The organism is Hymenobacter endophyticus (genome assembly GCF_032464715.1).
Lineage (GTDB): Bacteria > Bacteroidota > Bacteroidia > Cytophagales > Hymenobacteraceae > Hymenobacter > Hymenobacter endophyticus.
In genome coordinates this window covers 48915-69436 of record NZ_JAWDJT010000015.1, presented here as the reverse complement: position 1 = coordinate 69436, position 20522 = coordinate 48915, and the positions used below count along the sequence as shown (strand labels likewise).

The 20522-nt window shown below is 58.9% G+C and carries 26 protein-coding genes; 11 read left to right on the top strand and 15 right to left on the bottom strand.

The genetic code is table 11. From position 1 onward, the window contains the following. Nucleotides 1-19: 19 nt before the first annotated feature. The 4 genes from ROI90_RS18565 to ROI90_RS18550 form a co-directional block, all read right to left on the bottom strand. The gene (locus tag ROI90_RS18565) at nucleotides 20-580 is read right to left on the bottom strand and encodes a hypothetical protein (protein ID WP_315999779.1); all 561 of its coding nucleotides are present in this window, start codon (nucleotides 578-580) and stop codon (nucleotides 20-22) included. An 81-nt stretch (nucleotides 581-661) separates the two neighbouring features. Next, nucleotides 662-871 (bottom strand): alkylphosphonate utilization protein, encoded by a 210-nt coding sequence (locus tag ROI90_RS18560; protein ID WP_315999778.1) that lies wholly within the window; start codon nucleotides 869-871, stop codon nucleotides 662-664. A gap of 140 nt (nucleotides 872-1011) precedes the next feature. Then, nucleotides 1012-2109: a redox-regulated ATPase YchF gene (gene ychF / locus ROI90_RS18555; RefSeq protein WP_315999777.1), complete on the bottom strand. Its 1098-nt coding sequence runs from the start codon at nucleotides 2107-2109 to the stop codon at nucleotides 1012-1014. 382 nt (nucleotides 2110-2491) lie between these two features. Then, entirely contained in the window at nucleotides 2492-2836 is a 345-nt protein-coding gene (locus ROI90_RS18550) for a DUF3276 family protein (protein ID WP_315999776.1), read from the bottom strand. Nucleotides 2837-3174: 338 nt separating this feature from the next. Here ROI90_RS18550 and ROI90_RS18545 point away from each other — a divergent pair, with 338 nt between their 5' ends. The 3 genes from ROI90_RS18545 (at nucleotide 3175) to ROI90_RS18535 (ending at nucleotide 4764) form a co-directional block, all read left to right on the top strand. Continuing rightward, the gene (locus ROI90_RS18545) at nucleotides 3175-4098 is read left to right on the top strand and encodes a DUF58 domain-containing protein (RefSeq protein ID WP_315999775.1); all 924 of its coding nucleotides are present in this window, start codon (nucleotides 3175-3177) and stop codon (nucleotides 4096-4098) included. A 186-nt stretch (nucleotides 4099-4284) separates the two neighbouring features. After that, nucleotides 4285-4542, top strand: coding sequence for a hypothetical protein (locus tag ROI90_RS18540; RefSeq protein ID WP_315999774.1), 258 nt, complete (start codon nucleotides 4285-4287; stop codon nucleotides 4540-4542). Between the two features lie 12 nt (nucleotides 4543-4554). Further along, entirely contained in the window at nucleotides 4555-4764 is a 210-nt protein-coding gene (locus ROI90_RS18535) for a hypothetical protein (RefSeq protein ID WP_315999773.1), read from the top strand. Between the two features lie 65 nt (nucleotides 4765-4829). On the opposite strand, the gene ROI90_RS18530 is transcribed toward ROI90_RS18535, so the two are convergent. From ROI90_RS18530 to ROI90_RS18520, 3 genes are all read right to left on the bottom strand, one after another. Then, nucleotides 4830-5492, bottom strand: a complete 663-nt coding sequence (locus tag ROI90_RS18530) for a DNA-3-methyladenine glycosylase family protein (RefSeq protein WP_315999772.1) — start codon at nucleotides 5490-5492, stop codon at nucleotides 4830-4832. A gap of 28 nt (nucleotides 5493-5520) precedes the next feature. Beyond that, the gene (locus ROI90_RS18525) at nucleotides 5521-6180 is read right to left on the bottom strand and encodes a metallophosphoesterase (RefSeq protein WP_315999771.1); all 660 of its coding nucleotides are present in this window, start codon (nucleotides 6178-6180) and stop codon (nucleotides 5521-5523) included. A gap of 99 nt (nucleotides 6181-6279) precedes the next feature. After that, nucleotides 6280-7305 carry a threonine aldolase family protein gene (locus tag ROI90_RS18520; RefSeq protein ID WP_315999770.1) on the bottom strand — a complete coding sequence of 342 codons (1026 nt, stop codon included), beginning with the start codon at nucleotides 7303-7305 and terminating at the stop codon, nucleotides 6280-6282. Between the two features lie 99 nt (nucleotides 7306-7404). On the opposite strand from ROI90_RS18520, the gene ROI90_RS18515 reads away from it, so the two are divergent. Next, nucleotides 7405-7575 (top strand): hypothetical protein, encoded by a 171-nt coding sequence (locus tag ROI90_RS18515; RefSeq protein WP_315999769.1) that lies wholly within the window; start codon nucleotides 7405-7407, stop codon nucleotides 7573-7575. A gap of 148 nt (nucleotides 7576-7723) precedes the next feature. Here the strand turns inward: ROI90_RS18515 and ROI90_RS18510 are convergent, their stop codons facing one another. Further along, the gene (locus ROI90_RS18510; protein WP_315999768.1) at nucleotides 7724-8218 is read right to left on the bottom strand and encodes a metallophosphoesterase family protein; all 495 of its coding nucleotides are present in this window, start codon (nucleotides 8216-8218) and stop codon (nucleotides 7724-7726) included. Between the two features lie 254 nt (nucleotides 8219-8472). Here ROI90_RS18510 and ROI90_RS18505 point away from each other — a divergent pair, with 254 nt between their 5' ends. Continuing rightward, nucleotides 8473-9165 carry an NUDIX hydrolase gene (locus ROI90_RS18505; protein ID WP_315999767.1) on the top strand — a complete coding sequence of 231 codons (693 nt, stop codon included), beginning with the start codon at nucleotides 8473-8475 and terminating at the stop codon, nucleotides 9163-9165. A 33-nt stretch (nucleotides 9166-9198) separates the two neighbouring features. Beyond that, complete coding sequence (locus tag ROI90_RS18500; RefSeq protein WP_315999766.1) at nucleotides 9199-9681, top strand: hypothetical protein; 483 nt, start codon at nucleotides 9199-9201, stop codon at nucleotides 9679-9681. 89 nt (nucleotides 9682-9770) lie between these two features. On the opposite strand, the gene coaD is transcribed toward ROI90_RS18500, so the two are convergent. From coaD to ROI90_RS18480, 4 genes are all read right to left on the bottom strand, one after another. After that, the gene (gene coaD, locus ROI90_RS18495; RefSeq protein ID WP_315999765.1) at nucleotides 9771-10238 is read right to left on the bottom strand and encodes a pantetheine-phosphate adenylyltransferase; all 468 of its coding nucleotides are present in this window, start codon (nucleotides 10236-10238) and stop codon (nucleotides 9771-9773) included. Between the two features lie 98 nt (nucleotides 10239-10336). Continuing rightward, nucleotides 10337-11218, bottom strand: coding sequence for a DUF3822 family protein (locus tag ROI90_RS18490; protein WP_315999764.1), 882 nt, complete (start codon nucleotides 11216-11218; stop codon nucleotides 10337-10339). Nucleotides 11219-11302: 84 nt separating this feature from the next. Further along, a complete protein-coding gene (locus tag ROI90_RS18485) occupies nucleotides 11303-11809 on the bottom strand; it encodes an NUDIX hydrolase (protein WP_315999763.1) in 507 nt (168 codons plus the stop codon). Nucleotides 11810-11860: 51 nt separating this feature from the next. Further along, entirely contained in the window at nucleotides 11861-12475 is a 615-nt protein-coding gene (locus ROI90_RS18480) for a DUF4126 domain-containing protein (protein WP_315999762.1), read from the bottom strand. A gap of 152 nt (nucleotides 12476-12627) precedes the next feature. On the opposite strand from ROI90_RS18480, the gene ROI90_RS18475 reads away from it, so the two are divergent. From ROI90_RS18475 to ROI90_RS18455, 5 genes are all read left to right on the top strand, one after another. Then, nucleotides 12628-13044: a PaaI family thioesterase gene (locus ROI90_RS18475; protein ID WP_315999761.1), complete on the top strand. Its 417-nt coding sequence runs from the start codon at nucleotides 12628-12630 to the stop codon at nucleotides 13042-13044. An 86-nt stretch (nucleotides 13045-13130) separates the two neighbouring features. After that, on the top strand, nucleotides 13131-15350 hold the full coding sequence (locus ROI90_RS18470) for an ATP-binding protein (protein ID WP_315999760.1): 2220 nt from the start codon (nucleotides 13131-13133) through the stop codon (nucleotides 15348-15350). Continuing rightward, the gene (locus ROI90_RS18465) at nucleotides 15351-15902 is read left to right on the top strand and encodes a hypothetical protein (protein WP_315999759.1); all 552 of its coding nucleotides are present in this window, start codon (nucleotides 15351-15353) and stop codon (nucleotides 15900-15902) included. It begins immediately after the preceding gene. A 35-nt stretch (nucleotides 15903-15937) separates the two neighbouring features. Further along, nucleotides 15938-17362, top strand: coding sequence for an ATP-dependent DNA helicase (locus ROI90_RS18460; protein WP_315999758.1), 1425 nt, complete (start codon nucleotides 15938-15940; stop codon nucleotides 17360-17362). A 227-nt stretch (nucleotides 17363-17589) separates the two neighbouring features. After that, the gene (locus ROI90_RS18455) at nucleotides 17590-18129 is read left to right on the top strand and encodes a DUF1573 domain-containing protein (protein ID WP_315999757.1); all 540 of its coding nucleotides are present in this window, start codon (nucleotides 17590-17592) and stop codon (nucleotides 18127-18129) included. Between the two features lie 87 nt (nucleotides 18130-18216). On the opposite strand, the gene ROI90_RS18450 is transcribed toward ROI90_RS18455, so the two are convergent. From ROI90_RS18450 to ROI90_RS18440, 3 genes are all read right to left on the bottom strand, one after another. After that, on the bottom strand, nucleotides 18217-18594 hold the full coding sequence (locus ROI90_RS18450; RefSeq protein WP_315999756.1) for a DUF423 domain-containing protein: 378 nt from the start codon (nucleotides 18592-18594) through the stop codon (nucleotides 18217-18219). A gap of 104 nt (nucleotides 18595-18698) precedes the next feature. Beyond that, the gene (locus ROI90_RS18445; protein ID WP_315999755.1) at nucleotides 18699-19361 is read right to left on the bottom strand and encodes a YggS family pyridoxal phosphate-dependent enzyme; all 663 of its coding nucleotides are present in this window, start codon (nucleotides 19359-19361) and stop codon (nucleotides 18699-18701) included. Between the two features lie 4 nt (nucleotides 19362-19365). Then, a complete protein-coding gene (locus ROI90_RS18440) occupies nucleotides 19366-20409 on the bottom strand; it encodes a vWA domain-containing protein (protein WP_315999754.1) in 1044 nt (347 codons plus the stop codon). Nucleotides 20410-20522: the final 113 nt, after the last annotated feature.

Sequence of the window (20522 nt, the reverse complement as noted above, 5' to 3'; positions counted from 1 at the left end):
AAGCGCCGAGTGGTTTGAATCATTCGACGCTTCGGTTTTTTATATTGATTTTTAACGACTGTCCATCAGCAGTATAAAGTAAAGTCTGAATTGAAGCTTCGTGTGTGATGGAAAGCACTCCACCATATACCGTAGATATTTCTGTTCGGTGCATTGATTTTCTGATAGGAAAGTGTTCATATAGATCCACGGGTAGCAAATCATAGACCTTCGCAAATTCTAACCATTCATTGAACCTGCTAATATTTACCTGTAACGATTCTGTATCACCTATCGTCCCTCGAAAATCGTCTTGTGTGAAATCATTGAAAGAATTAATGACGCGGTTTATTCTTATAATGAGATATGGCCAATTAGTTTGTTGATAACAAAAGGACTTATTCCAAATAGCATCTAATTCAATAACTAATACTATAGAATTGTCGCCAGGTGAGATTGTATGATGCCAGTAAGAGTCATGAAGTGTGATACTATCCAATAGCTCAGGAAAAGACGTGCTTACGGAATTCTCCCAGTTGAAAGAATAGTTAGCTAGATGTTCGGTCAGCCAAGCAGGGTACAGATCGTCGTGTACGGACATGTTATTATCAAACAAAAAGCGCCCCGGCCGAACCATTCGACCGGGGTGCTTAAGGTACTGGTTGCTGCTGAAGAAACGGCGCTAGGCTTTCTTCACAAACTCGGTTTTGATGACGAGCATGCTGCCACCGGCCCGGCCTTCGATTTCGGCGGGCGAGTTGGTGAGGCGAATGTTCTTCACCACGGTGCCGCGCTTCAGGGCCTGGGCCATGCCCTTCACCTTCAGGTCTTTGGTGATGGTAACCGCGTCGCCTTCCGCGAGCAGGTTGCCGTTGCTGTCTTTTACGTCCATGAGGTGGGAGAGGAGAGAGGCAGAAAGAACGTCATGCTGAGCTTGCCGAAGCATCTCTACCGCAGTGCTAACTAATCGGCACCAAACGAAGTGGTAGAGATGCTTCGACTCCGCTCAGCATGACGGGTAGGTATGTTCTGCTACACGTTGAAGCGGAAGTGCATGATGTCGCCGTCCTGCACCACGTATTCCTTGCCTTCCACGGCCATTTTGCCGGCTTCCTTGATTTTTACCTCGGTTTTGTACTCCTGGTAATCGGCCAGCTTAATCACCTCGGCCCGGATGAAACCCTTCTCGAAGTCGGAGTGGATGACACCGGCGGCGGCGGGGGCTTTGTCGCCCTTGTGGATGGTCCAGGCGCGTACTTCCTGCACCCCGGCCGTGAAGTAGGTAATCAGGTTGAGCAGGGAGTAGGAGGCGCGGATCAGGCGGTTCAGGCCCGACTCGGTAAGGCCGTACTCGCCCAGGAACATCTCCTTTTCCTCGGGGTCTTCCATCTCGGCAATCTGCGACTCAATGGCGGCCGATACCAGTACTACTTCGGCACCTTCCTGGGCTACGTGGGCCTGCAGCGCGGCAGTGTGAGCATTGCCGGTGGTGGCGCTGGCCTCATCCACGTTGGCCACGTAAATCACGGGCTTGATGGTGAGCAGCTGCAAATCGGCTACTGCCTCCAGCTCCTCGGGCGTAGCCTGCACGGCGCGGGCGTTCTGCCCGTCTTCCAGCGCGGCCTTGAATTTCTGCAGGGCGGCTACTTCCTTCTTGGCCACGGCGTCGCCGCCCTTGGCCGAGCGCTCCGACTTCACCAGCTTCTTGTCCACACTCTCCAGATCCTTGATCTGCAGCTCGGTGTCAATTACATCCTTGTCAAACACGGGGTCCACGCCGCCGGCTACGTGCACGATGTTGGGGTCATCGAAGCAGCGGATTACGTGGATAATGGCGTCTACCTCGCGGATGTTGGCCAGGAACTTGTTGCCCAACCCTTCACCCTTGGATGCTCCCTTTACCAAGCCGGCAATATCCACGAACTCAATGATGGTGGGCAGCACGCGCTTGGGGTTCACCAGGGCTTCCAGAATCTGGAGGCGCTCATCGGGCACGGTAATTACGCCCACGTTCGGCTCAATGGTGCAGAAGGGGTAGTTGGCCGATTCGGCCTTGGCGTTGGAAAGGGCGTTGAAAAGCGTGGATTTGCCGACGTTTGGCAGGCCGACGATACCGCAGCGGAGACCCATATGGTGAAATGGTGAGATGGTGAAATGGTGAGTTGAGCCTGTGGCTCACTTCGTGGCGCAAAGGTACGGGGCTTTTTCAAGGAAAGCACGGCCTCCCACAGGTACTGGCGCAGGTGGAACCCGAAGGGCTGAACCGAACCCGCCCCGACGGCTGTTAAGCTGGCATGTGTAATCACCATTCCCCAACCCGTAAGCTGCAGCGCCTAGGGCTGTACCTGGCAGCCGGCATGCTGCTGCTGAGTCAGTACTACTCGTGGTAGCGCCCAGGCCCATAACCACGACGGCGCGCCGAGGCCGAAGCCGGGCGCGCCGTGCGGTGGGAAGTAGTTGAAAACCAAAGTACGTAAAACGTGTTTCGCTAGACTTCCGGGGTTTAGGGGGGTTAGAAATTGTCTTCGGTGGTGCGGGTATAGCCGCCTTCCCGCTCCTCGTAGGCTGGGCGTGGGCGGTCCAGCTCGGCTACTTCCTCGGGCGTCAGCAGCTCCTCACGTACGTAGTCCACGGCGTCCTGCAGGGCATCCACGAACTTGAGGAAATCTTCCTTGTACAGGAAAATCTTGTGCTTCTCATATGAGAAGGTATCGTCGTCGCGCAATCGACGCTTGCTTTCCGTGATGGTCAGATAGTAGTCCTGGCCGCGGGTAGCTTTCACGTCGAAAAAGTACGTGCGCTTGCCGGCTTTAATGCGCTGGGAGTAAATTTCTTCCTGGTCGTGACGGTCTTCCACAGTTCCTTCTAGTAAAGTTTTGTTATTCCAAGATGATTAAAGTTCAGCGCAAAATAGGTAGTTTTCAGTAGATAGTAAAATTTTAAGGGCCGTAATTTCCTATTCCGGGATGAACATGGCAAAAGCGTGTTTGCAGCCGCAGATAAGCCAAAAGTTTGTAATCTACACCAATAAGAAGCTATGGTATTCCGGCAAGATTATATAGGTGAACAAATAGATATAAAAACCTGAATAAACGGTGAACCGCCTGCTCCTACAGGTTTCGTGAAGCCCGCAAACGCAGGGTGGAGCCCGCAATTCCGTTGTATCTTGTGATACTGTTTCAGCCCACTCGTTTTATGCCGCAACCCCTCGATCTGGCCGCCGTTCGTTCCTTCGAAAACCTGGAATTTTTGGCCCGGCAGCTGGTCGAAGGGTTTATCACAGGCCTGCACCAGTCGCCCTACCACGGGTTTTCGGTGGAATTCTCAGAGCACCGTCTCTACAATCCTGGCGAAAGTACCCGCCACCTCGACTGGAAGGTGTTTGCCCGCACCGATAAGCTGTTTGTGAAGCGCTACGAGGAGGAAACCAATCTGCGCTGCCACTTGCTGCTCGATGTGAGCCCGAGCATGTACTACCCCGCGCCCAGCCACGATAAGCTGCGGTTTTCGGTGCTGTGCGCGGCGGCCCTCACTACGCTGTTGCAAAAGCAGCGCGACGCGGTGGGCCTGGTCACGTTTGCCGAGCAGGTGGAGCTGCAAACGCCGGTACGCTCCACCAGCACCCACCGCCACACGCTACTCCTCACCCTGCAACAACTGCTGGAGCGGCCCGCGCCTCCGCAGGCCGCCCGCACCAACGTGGCCGGCGTCATCCACACCATCGCCCAGCAAATCCCGAAACGCTCGTTGGTGGTGCTGTTTTCCGATATGCTGGGCCGCAGCCCCGAGGAGCAGACCGAAGCCCTGGCCGCCCTGCAACACCTGCGTCATCAACACCACGAGGTGCTGCTGCTGCACGTAATGGACCGTGCCACTGAAGCCAATTTTGAGTTTCAGGATCGGCCCTACCTGTTTGAGGACCTGGAAACCGGCCAGACGGTGAAGCTGCAGCCCAGCCAGGTGCGGGAGCAATATCAGACCACCATGCGGCAGTATGAGCAGGAATTGGCCCTGCGTTGCGGGCAGTACAAAATCGACTTTGTGCCGGTAGATATCCGGGAGCCGTTTGATAAGGTGCTATACGCCTACCTGGTAAAGCGCGGCAAGGTGCGGGGCTGAGTAGACCGTGTGGCAAGAAAGCCAATAGCCCGTCATGCAGAGCCGGAGGCGAAGCATCTCGCGTGCTGACGTTGCAATGGTAACTCAACGTCAGCACGCGAGATGCTTCGCCTCCGGCTCTGCATGACGACCTAGAGCGGTTTCATAAACCCGACTGTTCGCGCAATCTGATTGATTTTCTGAATGATGATGCTTTGGTTTTGCCGCGTGTGCGGCCTGGATTACGACGAGTCGCCCTGGGGGCCGGATGGCCGGCAGCCGGATTTCAGCAGCTGCGGCTGTTGCGGTGTTACCTTTGGCTTCGACGACGCGACGCCTGCGGCGGCCCGGCAGTTCCGGGCGCAGTGGCTGGCGGCCGGGGCCGCCTGGTTTTACCCGCGCCAGCGGCCGGCCGGCTGGGAGCCCGCCCCGCAGCTGGCCCAGCTCGACCCGCTTTACCGCTAACCTTTTGCCCGAATGGAGTTTTCCGACCTGCTGTTTTTGTTGATCATGATCTGCCCGTTGTCGGCGGTTATTACCGTGTACATTGCCCATATGTACGGGCGGCGGTTCTGGCCCTGGCTGCTGTTCGGGTTCTGCGTGCCGCTGGTGTCTACTTTCGTGGCTATTGGGCTGGGCATCCGGGAAGCCCGGCGGCGCGAGGCCAACGGCGAAACCAACGACTAGCGTAGGCAAGCGGCAAAGTACCAATAAACGTCATGCTGCGGCTGCGCCTCTGCATGACGTTCTTCTTACCCTTGCGGTGGCACTGCCTGGCCAGTTTCGGAGGCCGGTGTATTATCCAAGGATTGCCAGAGGTATTTGCTGGCCAGGGTGCGGTAAGGCCGCCAGGGTTCGGCCAGCTCCGTCATGCGCTTGAGTAAAGCCCGTCCCGTTTCCTCCAGGCCATAGTGGCGGCGCATGGCGTTCTGAATGCCCAAATCACCTTCCGGAAATACATCGGGCTGGTCGAGGGCAAACATTTGCAGCATCTGGGCCGTCCAGCGGCCCACGCCTTTAATCTGGGTAAGGTGGCGGGTGAATTCGTCGGCGGAAAGCTGGCTGAGGTGGGCGTGGTCCAGTTGGTCGCGCTGGGCAAAATCGGCAATGGCGCGCAGGTAACCCGCTTTCTGCCGGGAAATACCCGCCGCGCGCAAGTCCTCATCCGTCAACAGGAGCAGAGCCGCTGGCTCGGGGTACCCATCGGGCGGAAACAGAGCCTGCACTTTGCGCCAGATGGCGGCGGCGGCCTTGGTGGAAATCTGCTGGCTGACAATGGCCCGCAGCAACGCTAGGTACAAATCCTCGTGGGCCGCCGGCTGAATGGGGCGGCCCTGAGCAACCAAGCGGGCCAGCACCGGGTCGGAGGCGGAAAGGTGCTGCAAGGCCGCAGCTGAATCATGAGCAGAAGTCATAGAGGGTGGGGGGAATAACGGAACCTGGTTACAATGGCGCAATATCCAGGCGCGAGGTAGGCACCGGAAACTCGGCTAGTAGTTCGCCGGTCGGGGAGAGGCGCACGCCCGTCAGGTACATGCCCATGTAGGCGCCGGTATCAAGGTACAGTGTGTTGGATACGGCATCAAACGAGGTGCGCCCATCGGCTGTGGGGGTATGGCCTACCACCTGGCGCCGGCCCAGGTTGCGCAGGGGGCCGCGCCGCCACAGTACGCCTTGGGGGTTCTCGGGGTCAAGCGGGGTGGCAGTATCGGCAAACCCGGCGTGGCTGACCGTTACGTGCTCATTCTCCCACACCAGCGGCCGCTGCTGCAGCCACGCCACATGCTCCCGCCGTGTATCTGGCCGGCCTTTATACTGCTGCACCGTGGCCCGGCCGCCCCACTCCAGCCACGGCGGGTTAGGGCCTTCGGGTCCGTAGTGCTTGAGCATTTCCAGTTCGTGGTTGCCCCGCAAAAATACCGTGTGGCCCGGATGAGCCAGCTCCAGGTCCCGAGCCAGTTGCACGCACTCCGGGGCAAAACGGCCCCGGTCTACCAGGTCGCCCACCTGAATCAGCAACTCATTGGCCGGCTCCCACGCGTGCAGCAACTCCCGGAAAGTGTGGTAGCAGCCGTGCACATCCCCAATGATAAAAAGGTTCATACAGAATTTATGGGGTGTCAACTGAGAAACCGCCCGCCCCATTCCTTGCGAGCTTGCCAGTTACAACGTGCGGCAAGGAATGGGGAGGAAACGGCTTATTTATATAGCAGTTAATGCCGCCTCAACGCGGGCTAGCATGGTATCGTCCACGTCCAGGTGGGTTACGAAACGAATCATCTGGGGGCCAAAAGATGACGCCTTGATACCGTGTTGCTCCAGATGAGCCAAAAATTGCTCGGCTGGCGTAGTAGCCTGCAGACGGAAAATAACCAGGTTGGTTTCCACGGGCAGTACTTCAGCCACGTAGGGCTGAGCCGCCAGCGTGGCTTCCAACTGCCGGGCGCGGCGGTGGTCGTCGGCCAGCCGCTCTACATTATGGTGCAGGGCATACAGACCCGCAGCCGCGAGGTAACCGGCCTGGCGCATTCCGCCGCCCATTACTTTCCGGATGCGCTTGGTTTTCTGAATGAACGCCCGGCTGCCTAACAGCACCGAGCCCACCGGTGCCCCCAACCCCTTGCTCAAACACACCGAAATCGTATCAAACAGGCGGCCGTACTCGCGGGCATCCTGGCCAGTGGCCACCAGGGCATTGAACACGCGGGCCCCATCCAAGTGCAGCGGAATCTGGTGGCGCTGGGCTACTTCGGCAATGGCCGCAAGTTCAGCCAGCCCGTAGCAGCTGCCCCCACCCCGGTTGTGCGTGTTTTCCAGGGAAATGAGGCTGGTGGTGGGGTAGTGGATATTAACGGGCCGGATGGCGGCCTCTACCTGCGTTGCCGTGAGGCGGCCCTGGTTGCCAGGCAGCAATGCCACCGAAGCCCCCGAGTGGAACGCAATACCGCCCACTTCCCAGAGGTAAATGTGGGAGGTCTGCTCGCAGATAACTTCACTCAGCGGCTCGGTGTGGGCCTTGATGGCAATCTGGTTGGTCATGGTGCCGCTGGGGCAAAACAGGCCGGCTTCCAGGCCAAACCGGTCGGCGGCTTCTTGCTCCAGCGCCTGCACTGTGGGATCTTCCTCGTATACGTCGTCGCCCACGCGGGCCTGAAACATGGCTTCCAGCATGGCCGGAGTGGGGCGCGTTACAGTGTCGGAGCGCAGGTCGATTATGGAATTGGTCATAGGAGTTGGCAAGGGAAAAGTGGGAAAGGTTTCCCGGTGTCAAATTTAGTCGTTACTTTTGCCCCTCATTTACAGAAAGACTTTAACCGACCCGGAAAAATGAGCACTACCCGTCTGAAGCGGAAGCACCGCAAGAACATTGCCCGCGCTAACAACAAGCAGCGCATCATTAAGCAACTGCTCCTCACCCCCGTTCTGAAGAACGTGGACCTCGACGAGCTGAAGTCACGCTTCACCAAAAGCGAAGCCACTACCGAAGCCGCCGCCTAAGCGCGTTTCCTGCTGACTTGCCCGTCCCGGAGTCGGTGGGTTGTAAGTCAGAATTTTCGAGAGAGCCTTCCCGCCCCCGGGAAGGCTCTTTTTGTTTGGTTGATTGGGTTGCTCTTGCTTTGGCGTGCTTCTCCCCAAGGACAGATACCTATTTCGGGCCTAACTCCACAGCTTGCAGGTTCTGCACTTTGCCAACGGCTACCTCAAAGCGCAGCAGGGTGCGCACTTTGTGAAAGCCGTGGCGGCCGGCGGCACCGGGGTTGAGGTGGAGCAGGCCCAGGCGCGGGTCGGGCATTACTTTCAGGATGTGGGAGTGGCCGCTGATGAACAGGCCCGGCCGATGCTCCTGCACCAGGGCCCGGCCAGCGGGGCTGTAGTGGCCCGGGTAGCCCCCAATGTGCGTCATGAGCACCCGCAGCCCCTCCAACTCAAAGTTCTGAACCAGTGGTTGCGTCAGGCGCACGTCACGGCCGTCGATGTTGCCGTACACGCCCCGCAGCGGAGCCACAGCCTGCAGCTGCTCAATCACCTCGGCCGTTCCGAAGTCGCCGGCGTGCCAGATTTCGTCGCAGCCGCTTAGGTGGTGCAGAATCCGGTCGTCGAGGTAGCTATGGGTGTCGGAGAGCAGGCCGATTTTTTTCATACGGCAAAAGTAGCAGGCTGCCCCGAGCTGGTAGTCGTCAGGCTGAACCAATTACCCGCCTGGTGCCGACCCGCAAGGAACGGATACCTGACCCCGCAAATGCATCAGCGCCAACTCATCGGGGGCCGCGTACAACTCAACCGGCTACAACCCGTATCTTGCCCGGCCCCCGGCCCTTTCGATTCCGGGGAAATATGCTGTGTTTTGCAGCAACCCGCCCGAATCACCTTTTTGCTCCCCCAGATTACCCCGCGATGAACGTCTTCATCAACGATATTCCGCTGATTATCAAAAAAAACAGCGAGAAAGTATACAAGCACAAGTACGACCTGATTCTGAACCCGGAAGATGAATTCATCTCCAAGGATCTGATTGGGGATGTGCTGGTGCGTGACGTGACCGACGTGTTCGTGGACCGCCTGCTGCGGCTGATGGAGGTGAAGAAGCTCAAAAAGCTGAAGTCGCTGACCCTGCTGGCTCGCAAGAAAAAGCGGCTGATTCTGCACCTGAAAGACCAATTCAAGATTGTGAAGGCCGCCGGTGGCCTGGTCGTGAAGGATGGGCAGGTGCTGATGATCTTCCGCCTCGGCAAGTGGGACCTGCCCAAAGGCAAGCTCAAGAAGGAGGAAGACCCCGCCCTGGGTGCATTGCGCGAAGTGGAGGAGGAGTGCAACGTTCAGATTGAGTTGGGAGAGGAATTGCCCAGCACCTGGCACTCCTACGCCTACAACGGCAACAAAATCCTGAAAAAAACGAACTGGTACATCATGCGCTGCCTCGATGACACGCTCATGAAGCCCCAGGCCGAAGAATACATCGAGGAAGTTCGCTGGATGTCACCCCAAGAGGCGCTGAAGGTGCTCGATGAGTCGTACGCCAGCATTGCCCTGGTGGTACGGCACTACCTACGGGAGGCTGCGGGGCAGGCTCCCGCCAACCAAGACTAGCTTTTTCCTTCACTCAACTTCTCCCTGCTTACCATGCGTCAGCTTCGCTACCTCCCCGTGTTCATATTGTCAGCGGGCCTGGCCGCATGTAGCGGCTCACAGTCGGTATCCGAGTCTGGAATGCCGGCTACGGGTAGCTCAGAGGCTGCTCGCACGGCTGCCGTAGATGTGCCCGTGTTGGTAGGCCGTAACATTGACCAGGTGCGGCGGGCACTGGGGCCACCCCAGGAAACGAAGGAGCAGAAAATAGGCCTGGAACCCACCGCTGAGCAAATGAAGGCGACTCGGGGAGAGGACTGGATTAACACGTTTGAGCGCAAGGGGGTAACCGTAGTGGCCACTTTCAATGCCCGTACCCGCAAAGTGCGCGACTTAGTAGTGGTAGGTTCGGATGAGGATGAACTGCTGCGGAACGCTAACCTGAGCCTCACGGCGCCCGGCTACATGGTGCTGCCCGTGGCCAACCCCAGCAACAACCGGGAAATCATCGGGATGCGGGTAGTAGCCCGCAAATAACACCACCAGAATACAAGCAAAGCAGACGCGCGGACGTAGGCCATAGACAGCCTGCATCCGTGCGTCTGCTTTGGTGCGGATGCTTTAGCCTACAGTTGCGGGGGAGCAGGAAGGGAGAAAGGCACAAAATCATCCACGTTGCCGCCGAAGCGGTGAATTTCACGGATGATGGTGCTACTGATGGCGGCCAGCACCGGAGAGGTGATGAGAAACACGGTTTCCAGCTCGGGATTTACGTGCCGGTTGGCCTGCGCAATGGTGTTTTCGTATTCAAAGTCGGTGGTGTTGCGCAAGCCCCGCAGCAAGAACTTAGCGCCTACTTCCCGGGCATAATCGGCCGTAAGTCCCTTGTACGACCGCACGATTACCCGGGGCTCATCCTGGAAGACGTGCTCAATCAGGGGTATCATCTGCTCCACAGGCAAGTAGCGCTGCTTGCTGCTGTTGTTACCGATGGCAATGATAACCTGATCGAACAGGGCCGCTCCGCGCCGTACCACATCCAGGTGGCCATTGGTGAAGGGGTCAAAGGAGCCCGGAAACAAAGCAACACGCATGGGAGCAGAGGGTAAATGGATAAATGGGCGCATGGCGAAGTGTGGGAACTAGCTGAAAGTTTGCCGGTTCAGCTACTTCCTTGCTCCGCTAGTACAACTTACTCGCACAGGTGCAGGGCATACAGCTCGAAATACCGGTACTCAAACAGGTCGTTGAGACGGTAGCTGTAGCCAACATCGAAAGGCCGGTTGCCGAAGCGCAGGTTGCGAATGTACTTGCGCAGAATAGTGAACAATTCAGAGTCGTGCATCAGGTCGCCCCACACCATTACCAAATCCTGGTCGGGGTTGAGCTGCAGCTCCTGCATAACCAGAATAGTGTAGTAAATGAGGTCCTCGGGGGTACCGAAGGGAAACACGTTCAGAAATTCCGGCTGCTTGCCGCGCAAAGCCAGCACGGTAACCTCTTGGTGCCCGATACTCAGGTACACCCGCCGCGCGCCGCCTGGCTCGCTTTGGTGCGTAACGCCCTGCAGCAGCGCGCTGGTTTGATGCACAAGGCGGCCGGTAGGGTACTGCTGCGCAAACCAAGAAGTTAGCTGGGCATCGGCGGCAAACACGCTGCTGATATCCAGCCCGGCGTGGGTGTAGTGGTGCACCGACTCCTGCGCGGGGCTGAAGGCGTGGTGCAGGCGCAAGTAGGCGGCCTCGTCGCCGGCGCGGAACAGCGGGGCCGGCAGGAGGGTGAAGGCGCGGTTCTGTACCGCCAGCCGGACCCGGTTCCAGCCCGACATGTTCAGCAAATCGTGCTCTGGGGTCAGGGCGTGTATCTGCGCCGCTAGTGAGGTGTCGGCTTCAGGGGCGGCATACTCATCAAGCGCCACAAATTTATTGCGGCGCGCGTCGGCTACCCCCAGGCGCAGGCCAGCCGGACCGGCCGTTAGGTAGAGGTTGTACGCCGCCGGATTCTGGAGGTCCAGCGTTTCGTCGCGCAGGCGGTGCAGGGCAACCGGAGGCATCGGGGCAAGAGCGGTGGACATAGGCAGCGGAAATCAGGCAAGCAGAAAAAACGGCCGAAGCGGTACTAAACCGCTTTTTTGGCTTCTAAAGGTACGAAAGCACGCCTACTGAAACCGTATTTGGGGAATGAATACGTCGTCGGTGCTGATAATGTCGCGCAGCACGGGGTGCACTTGGGTGGGCAGCAGTTGGCCTAGCTGGCGGGGCGTAACGAACTCCAGGTGGGTCAGCAGTTGGGCATCCGGCGTATGCTCAGGGTCCTGACCCAGCTGAGGAGACTGGTTGGGCTGCTGGGGCTGCACTTCGAAAAATAGCTCCAGCGCCTGCAAACCCGGGCTGTTGAACTCGTGCAGATGCAGGAACCGGCCCGTATGTACAGCCAGCCCGGTTTCTTCCCGGAATTCCCTTTCCAGGCACTGGCGTAGGGTTTCCCCAAACTGCCACCCCCCGCCAGGCGGCGACCAGAACGGCAGGTTGTTGGGGAGGAGGCCACGGTGGGCGGTGAGCAGCAGCGCGCCCTTTTGCACCAGCAGGCCGCACACCCGCACCCGAGCCACGCCGGCGTAGGCCTGTAATAGGGAGTCGGGGGCGGAGGCGTTGGAAAAATGCATGGAAGAAAGTTGTCCGGGGGCTAAAACTACAAGCTTCCTTCCAAACGCAGCCTAGCCGGGTGTAGTACGCAGGCCCGCCAGGTGGGCCTTCCGCCGGGCCACCCGCCGTTGCCGCCAGCGCCGTAGCCGGCTCAGCACCCACAGCACCATGCCCACGGCCAGGACCGCTACCAACACGGGAACCAGCAGCCCCAGCACCGAGCCCACAATGGCCAGCAGGTTTTCCAGGGTAGCCAGCACGGGGTTGCCCAGGCCAGCCGTGGTGGCCGTGGAGCCGGCGCGCAGCAGGGAGGTGCCAGTTTGGATGATACCCGCCGTGCTGCCGCCTACCAGAATGCCCAGTCCCCAGCGCACCATCGGCGGCATATCGGGCAGGGCAGAGGTCATGAGTACTGCCCCCGCAATGAAGGAAGCCGGGCCGGTAATGGCATCCAGCACGTTATCCACCACCGGAATGTAATAGCCCAGAATTTCGGCTACAGTGGCCGTGCCCAGCGCCGCTACGGCGGGCCAGCTGCCCATCCAGGCAAAGCCGGGTGCGGGCGTGAGGTAGCCGGTGCGGTAGGCCAGAGAAGCCGCCAGTAGCGGCACAAACACCCGGAAGCCGCAGCACGCGGCCAGCGCCAGGCCAAGGGCACCAGCCAGTAGATAATCAAGGTAAGGCATGGGCGAGAGGAGCTAGGGAGGAAGAAGCTGGGATGCAGGAGGCCGGTCAGAAGGTAAGAAATTATCCGCAACCTCTTTTGCCTCCCGGCTCCCGCATTCCTTTCCGGCTGGGGCCTGACTTCTAGCTGCTCACTAGCTAACTTTACTGCCATATGACTGCTGAATCCCTGGAAACCCGCATCCGCCGCAAGCTTACTCGCCAACACTTCATGCACCATATCGGGGCCGACCTCACCCGAATTGAGGAGGGGCGTGTGGAGGCTGAGTTGCAGTTGCAGCAGCAGCACCTGCAGCACGTGGGTTTTGCCCACGGCGGGTTGGTAGCTACCATGGCCGATTTGGCAGCTGGTTTCGCGGCCGTTACGCTGGTACCCGAGGGCACGGGCGTAGTTACGGTTGAGCTAAAAACCAGTTACCTTCACCCCGGAGTGGGGCAGCGTCTGCGGGCTGTAGGGTGGGTACTGAAAGCCGGCCGACGCCTCCACTTCTGCGAGGCCGAAGTGTGGTGTGACGCGCTGTTGATTGCCAAAGCCACGGCTACTATGGCCGTAGTCGAACCGCCCGTTTAACCCATTTATATGTAGGTACTGAAATCTGCTATTTTCTTCTCACCTTGGAACTATACGTGTGGCTTTTTAGGCCATGATAAGTAGGTATGAAATGGATTAGCGTGTTATTACTAGTACTGGTGTTCGGTAGCCCGGTGCTGGCACAGCGCCAGTACTGGAACGCCGATTATGACTCCCTCTATCACGCAGTAAAGCTACAAACGGCCGATACGGCCCGGGTACCCCGGCTGGCTCATCTGCTCCGCATTACGGAGTTCTCCGAGCCGGTGCGCCGGCAGCAGGCTACCCAAATGCTGGCCGAGCTGCTGCGCCTGAATGACCGCACCCAGCAGCTCCCCACCGCCGCCCCTTACCGGGAAATGCAGGCTGGCCTGCGCTTGTGGCAGCGCGAGCAGTACGCGGAGGCGCTGGCCGCCATGCAACAAGCTATTGAACTCGTCGATGAGTCGGGGCAGGCAGCGCCTTTTCTGCTGATGGATTTGGCACCCATCTACAACAAGCTGCACGAGTCCGATAAACGCTTTACTTACTTCAAGCGCAAGCTGCTGCAGTATCAGGTACGCGGGCTGCGTGAGAACGAAGCGGCTTGTTATGTGGTGCTGGGAGGTACCTACCGCCACCGCGGCGACTACAACCAGGCCATCAGCCACTACCTGCACGCGGCCGATTTGCTGCAGAAGTTCAACCGCCGCATGTACAGCAACGAGCTGATGGTGGCCGGCAATACCTACGCCGAGTGGGGCAACCCGCAGAAGGCCCTGTACTATCTGCGTCAGGCTGCTCGCTGGAACGATAAATCCAAGATTGCCGGCCTGCAGCGCTTTTACTCGGAGCACGCGGTAGCTAACCTGTACCTGCAATTGCACGACCTGCCCGCCGCCGCGCAGTACATCAACAAAGCCCTGCGTACAGCCCGGGCCGACTCCCTGAATTCCGGCATCTATACGGCCTATGCCCTGGTGCTGCAGAGCCAGCTGCTGGTGGCGCAGGGCCAGAGCCCGGCCGCCCTTCCTTTGCTCACCCGGGCTCAACAGCTTGCCGACTCACTGCGGATGGATATTACCGGCCGCCCTGGCGAGTTTGCCCTGGATGCCACGTGGGCCCGCTATTATACCGCTCGGCAGAACTACGCCCTAGCTGCTCAGCACTTACGCAAAGGCTACGCCTTGGCCACCGCCGCCAACTTTCAGATGCTGCGCCCCAAATACCTACGGGAGCTGGTGCGCTTTGAGGGTGCCCACGGTTCAGCTGCTGAGGCCCAGGGCTACAGCTTAGCTTACCTGGCGCTCCAGGACACGCTGAACCGTATGCAGGGCAGCAACTTACTGGCGCAGTACGAGGGCGAACGAATAGAACAAGCTCAACAAGCCCAGATTGCCCAGTTGCGGCACGAAAAGACCATGCAGGCCCTGCGCCTGAGCCAGCGTAACCAACTCCTGCTGCTGAGCGTGGTGGCCTTGGTATTAATTTCGGGCCTGGGCATATTGGTGTACCGCCAGCTGCAAACCAACCGCCAGACCCTGGCCCAGCTGCGGCTAACCCAGAACCAGCTGGTGCAGTCGGAGAAATGGGCCTTTGTAGGCGAGGTATCAGCCGGTATTGCCCACGAACTGCAGAACCCACTTAATTTCATGAAGCGGTTTGCCGAGGTGAGTACCTCTCTGGTAGACAATATGGACCACCAGTCCGATTCGCCGGCCCTGGAACATGAGATTCTACTGGGCCTGCGGCAAAACCTGCAGGAAATCAGCCAGCACGGTATGCGGGCTTCGGGCATCATCAAGGATATGCTGGAACACGCCCGCACGGGCACCACCCAACGCACCTCCACCGACCTGAACGCCCTGGTACTGGAGTACCTGCAGCTGGCCCGCCAGCACCAGGAACTCCAAACCTCCGCCGCCGAGGTAGGCGTGGAAACCGACCTGGCCCCCGGCCTGCCGCCCGTGCCCGTAGTGCCGCCCGATATGGGCCGGGTGCTGCTCAATCTGTTTACCAACGCCTTTTATGCCGTAGCGCAGCGCCAGCAGGCCGGCGAAACCAACTACCAGCCCCAAGTGCGCATTGACAGCCGCCTGCTGCCCGGCGCGGTGCAGGTGCGCGTGCACGACAACGGCTCCGGTATGCCCGAGGAGGTGCGCCGCAAGGTGTTCGAGGCTTTCTTCACTACCAAACCCCTTGGCGAAGGCACCGGCCTGGGCCTGTCCTTGTCCCGTGATATTGTACACAGCCACGGCGGCACCATCAGCGTGGCCTCGAAGCCGGGACAAGGCACGGAATTCATCATCACGCTGCCAACAGAATAAATGCCTCCACCTGACGCCAAGTATTACATAAGCTGGTGCCGTTGGCAGGGGCAGGATTGGTATTCGTTGTGGTGGACTGCTGAGGAAGATGACGGGCTGTGGGCTGACGAATCTGGTCGGGTGCCCCGGTTTGCTTCAACGGCCGGAGTGCGGCAGCTAGCCGATGGTTTGGGCGTGCAGCTGGTGCCGGAAGAGCCATTACTGCAGAAAATGGATGATGTCTTCAACTGGCTAAGCCACCCGGCAAAGAATCCGCCAAAGGAGACTCTCACGGTGTGGAATATGTTCGATGATTTGAGCAGCGGCATTGGCAAGCCGTTTCTGGGTAACCAGAAAGGCACCATCCGGAACCGAGTGTTCGATAAGCTGTATCTGAACGACGGAATAATTCAGCTCAATCAGCAGGGTAGAATGGAGTTCCGTGGTCCGCACACCCACCCCTGGAAACCCGGATGGCGCCGGCAGGAACTGAAGGTATTAAGGCGTATTCTGCAGCAGGGGTTTCGGCTGTGGCTAAAGTACACGTACCCAGTTGCACCCTCGGGAGCCTAAAGCGGCGTAGCTTTGTTCTTGCTGAATACCCTACTATGCTTTCCCTCCGAACTCCTTCCGTCCGCGACTATTTTCTCTACGAGCCCACCCAGGACCAGGCCACGCTGTTTCGGCAGATGGATGGTTTTTTGGGCGATGCGCTGCCGGGACGTAAAGCCTTTGTGCTGCGCGGCTACGCGGGCACCGGCAAAACTACCGTGGTAAGTGCCCTGGTGCAGTGGTTGCACCAAATGGGCCGCAAATACGTGCTGATGGCCCCCACCGGCCGGGCAGCCAAGGTAATGAGCACCTACTCGGGGGTGGCGGCCAGCACCATTCACAAGAAAATCTACCGCCAAACCAGCGGCTCGCCGGCCCAGGGTCTCTCGTTTCAGCGCCAGCCTAACCGCGCCCAGGATACGCTGTTCATTGTGGATGAGGCTTCCATGATTTCCGACGAAAAGGCTTTCGGAGAAAATGGCTTGCTCGACGACCTGATGAACTACGTGTTCGAAAAGCCCTCCAACCGCCTGCTGCTCATCGGCGACACGGCCCAGCTGCCGCCCGTGGGCCAGCTGCTCAGCCCCGCCCTCGATGCCGAGCTGCTGCGCCACCGCTTCCGGGCCGAGGTGTACTCCGTGGAGCTGCGCCAGGTAATGCGCCAGGCCGAGTCGTCGGGGATACTGATGAACGCCACGGTGCTGCGGGAGGAGCTGCGGGAGGAAAAGCCGGTTATTCAGTTTTTCACCAAAGGCTACCCCGATATTTTCTCCATGGGCGGCGACAAGCTCGAGGATGGGCTGCGCTGGGCCTACAAGAACTTCGGCCACGAGAACAGCACCATTATCTGCCGCTCCAACAAAAACGCCAACCAGTACAACCAGTACATCCGGCGCGTGCTGTTTGAGGCCGAGGACGAAATTGAATCGGGCGACTACCTGATGGTGGTGCGCAACAACTACTACTGGCTGCCCAAGGATTCAGAAATCGGGTTTCTGGCCAATGGCGACTTTGTGCAGGTGGTCAAGATCCTGCGGACTACGGAGGAATTTGGCTTCCGCTTCGCCGATGCCCGCGTGCGGCTGGTGGACTACCCCGACGAGCCCGACATGGAGATAAAGCTGCTGCTGGATACGCTGCACACCGAAAGCCCCGCCCTGCCCGCCGACCGGAATAAAGCCCTCTACGAAGCCATCAGCGCGGATTACGCCCACCTCGAAACCAAAAAGGAGCGCACCGCCGCTTTGCGCAAAGACCCGTTTCTGAACGCCCTGCAGGTGAAATTTGCCTACGCCCTTACCTGCCACAAGGCCCAGGGCGGACAGTGGCAGGCCGTATTCGTTGACCACGGCTTTTTAAAGGAGGACATGGTGAACTCCGAGTTTGCCCGTTGGCTCTACACCGCCGTTACCCGCTCCTCGGAAAGGCTGTTCCTGCTCAACTTCAACAAAAACCTTATCGGCGACGCAGCGGAGGAGTAGCCGGTATTCCGGACGGAGCGAAGAATCTGCATCAGTGGTGTAGCGCAATGCCGGACTTCTTGCTTTGTACAGATTAGCAAGGTTTTAGCGGTAACACAGAACCCAAACTGGCCGCTTGTGCGTTACGCTTCACGTGGCCTTCACGCACTAAAGTGAAAACTGGCACGTAACTTGGCCGGGCGGCCCAAACTCGTATTTTTGCTACCTTCCTTAACGCACGTAATATCATGAAAAAAGCACTTTTGCTGGCCCTGTCGCTGTCGGTGATGGGCCTCGCGGCTCAGGCCCAGACGGTTGCCGTACAACCCGCCAACGCCCAAACCAAAGTGGCCGGTCCGCAAATTCAGTTTGAGGAAATGAAGTACGACTTCGGTTCCATCAAAACCGGCGACGTGGTGGAGCACACCTTCAAGTTCAAGAACGTGGGCACCCAGCCGCTTATCATTTCCAACATTGGCGTAAGCTGCGGCTGCACCACGCCCGAGTGGACGCGGGAGCCGGTGATGCCCGGCAAATCGGGCACCATCACGGCCAAATTCAATTCGTCGGGTAAGTTTGGCATGCAGAACAAGGTGTTGACCGTGGAATCCAACTCGGCCAGCGGCAACGCCATGGTAGCCCTGGTGGGTGATGTGAAGGAAGCTGGCGCTACCGTTTCGGCGGCCCCCGCCGCCACCGATGTGGATGCGCCCGCCAACGTACGCGACGCCAAGCAGAAAGTGAAAGTGGGCGACAACAAAATCAAAGCCAAGAAGAAAGCTTCCTAGTAGTTGCTGATTCTATTATCACTAGATAAAAAAGCGGCTTACCAACACTGGTAAGCCGCTTTTTTATCTGTTTTGAGGGCTGCGCTTTTACAATTGGCGGGCCGCCAGCAGCAGTACTATCCAGCCGGCAATGAACAGCACGCCGCCAATGGGCGTAACGGCCCCCAGCTTGGTGACACCCGTGAGGCACAGTACGTACAGAGAACCGCTAAAAACGAGGATGCCGCCCAGCCACAGCCAGGCCACGGTGCCCAGACTACGCAACTCCGGCTTCAGGTACCAGAGTATGCCCACGGCCAGCAGCGCCAGCGCATGGTAAAACTGGTAGCGCACGGCCGTTTCAAAGGTTTCGAAGCGGCCGGAAGCCGTCAGCATCTTGCGCAAACCGTGCGCGGCGAAGGCCCCGATGCCCACGCTGAGGGCACCTAGCAGGGCGGCGAGTTGAAGAACGAGGCGTGCGGTCATGTAGGTGGTTGCTGGTTTTTAGTTGTTGGCTGTTAGTTGGTTAACCTGGGGTTGTCTGGAATAGCCAACTGACAACTGACAACCAGCAACTAACAACTAGTAATTCATCGAGCCCCAAAAATAGCGCTGCCCACCCGAATTAGCGTGCTGCCCTCCCGCAGGGCCAGGGCGTAGTCGGAGCTCATACCCATGGAGACTTCCCGGAACGCTTCGTCCTCAGCGAAGTACAGGGCTTTGAGCTTATCGAAGTAGCCGCGCAGCGCCCGAAATTCCCGGCGCAGCTGGTCTTCATCGGGGGTAAAGGTGGCCACGGCCATTACGCCGGTGAGGCGCACGTGGCGCAGCGCGCGGAACTCTTCGGAGCCGAGTATTTCCTCGGCTTCGGGCAGGGTGAGGCCGGTTTTGGTTTCCTCGTCGGCAATATGAAACTGGAGCAGCCCCTCAATTACCCGGTTGTGCCTGGCCGCCTGCCGCTCAATTTCCAGCAGCAGCTTCAGGCTGTCGATGCTTTGGATGGTGTGCACAAAGGGGGCAATGTATTTGACCTTATTGGTTTGCAGGTGCCCGATAAGGTGCCACTCTACATCGGCGGGTAGCTCGGGGTGCTTGGCCGCCATTTCCTGCACCCGGTTTTCGCCAAAAATGCGGGCTCCGGCTTCGTAGGCTTCCTGAAGGCGCTCCACGGAGTGGGTTTTGGTAACCACTACCAGCCGGGCGGCAGTGCCGGCAAGCTGCTGCTGAATGCGTTGTATGTTTTCCTGAATCACAAGGTTAATCTTCCAGAGCGTTGGTAAGAAAGGTGTTTTTGAGTCCTAGCCACAGCAGCCACAGCCCTATGCACCACACCAGGTACACGCGGTAGTAATCCTGGGTGTTGCGGTAGCGGTTCTGCTTGATTTCCGACTTCTCGTAGCGGTTAATCTGAGTGAACACCTGGCGGAGCCCGGCGTTGTCGGTGGCCCGGAAAAAGCGGCCTTCGCCGGCCTGGGCAATCTGGCGCATGGTGGTTTCGTCGAGGCGGGTCTCCACGTAGCGCGGGCGGCCGGCCTCATCCGTGCCGTAGGGCACAGTACCATCCTGGCCCAGCCCAATGGTGTAAATCTTCAGGCCGTAGGCGTGGGCTAGCTGGGCTGAGGTCAGCGGATCAAGGGAGCCGGCCGTGTTTTCGCCATCCGAAATCAGAATGCAGACTTTGGTACGGGAGCGGGAGTCGCGGAGGCGGTTGGTGGCCACGCCCAAAGCCGTACCAATGGCCGTGCCATCATTCGGAATCATGCCCAGGCGCAGGCCCTGCAAATCGTCGCGCAGCAGGTCGTAGTCGGTAGTGAGCGGGGCCAGGGAATAAGCGTCGCCGGCAAATACTACCAGCCCGATTCGGTCGCCCCGGCGGCCATCCACAAACTCCCGGGCCACGCGTTTGGCTGCCTCCAGCCGGTTGGGGCGCAAATCCTGCAGCTCCATGGAGCCCGATACGTCCAGCACCAGCAGAATATCAATGCCCTGGCCGGTTTGTACCACTCGCTCGTCGGTGCGCTGGGGGCGGGCCAGGGCCACAATCCCGAAACCCAGACTCAGGGCCAGCACCACATCCGGCACGAAGCGCAGCACCGTGCTCCAGTCGCGGGGGAGCTGCCCAGCCACGAAGGCCACCCCCAGCCGGGAGCGGCGGCGGCGGGCCAGCACCCAGCGCAGCACAAACAGCAATGGCACCAGCGGCAGCAGCAGCAGCAGGCGCGGCTGCTCCCAACTGTAGCCGGCCAGGGTGCTGTAACGCACACTATCCAGGAAAGAAGTGAGGGCAGTAGGCCAGAGCATGCAGCTAGGGAAGAGAAGAAGTCAAAAGTAAGCAGTTTCCGGAGGAGCGCCCAGTTGCTGACCACCAGATAATAGCAGTCAGCCGCAGTTGCTCATTGGTAGTTTCCGGCGAA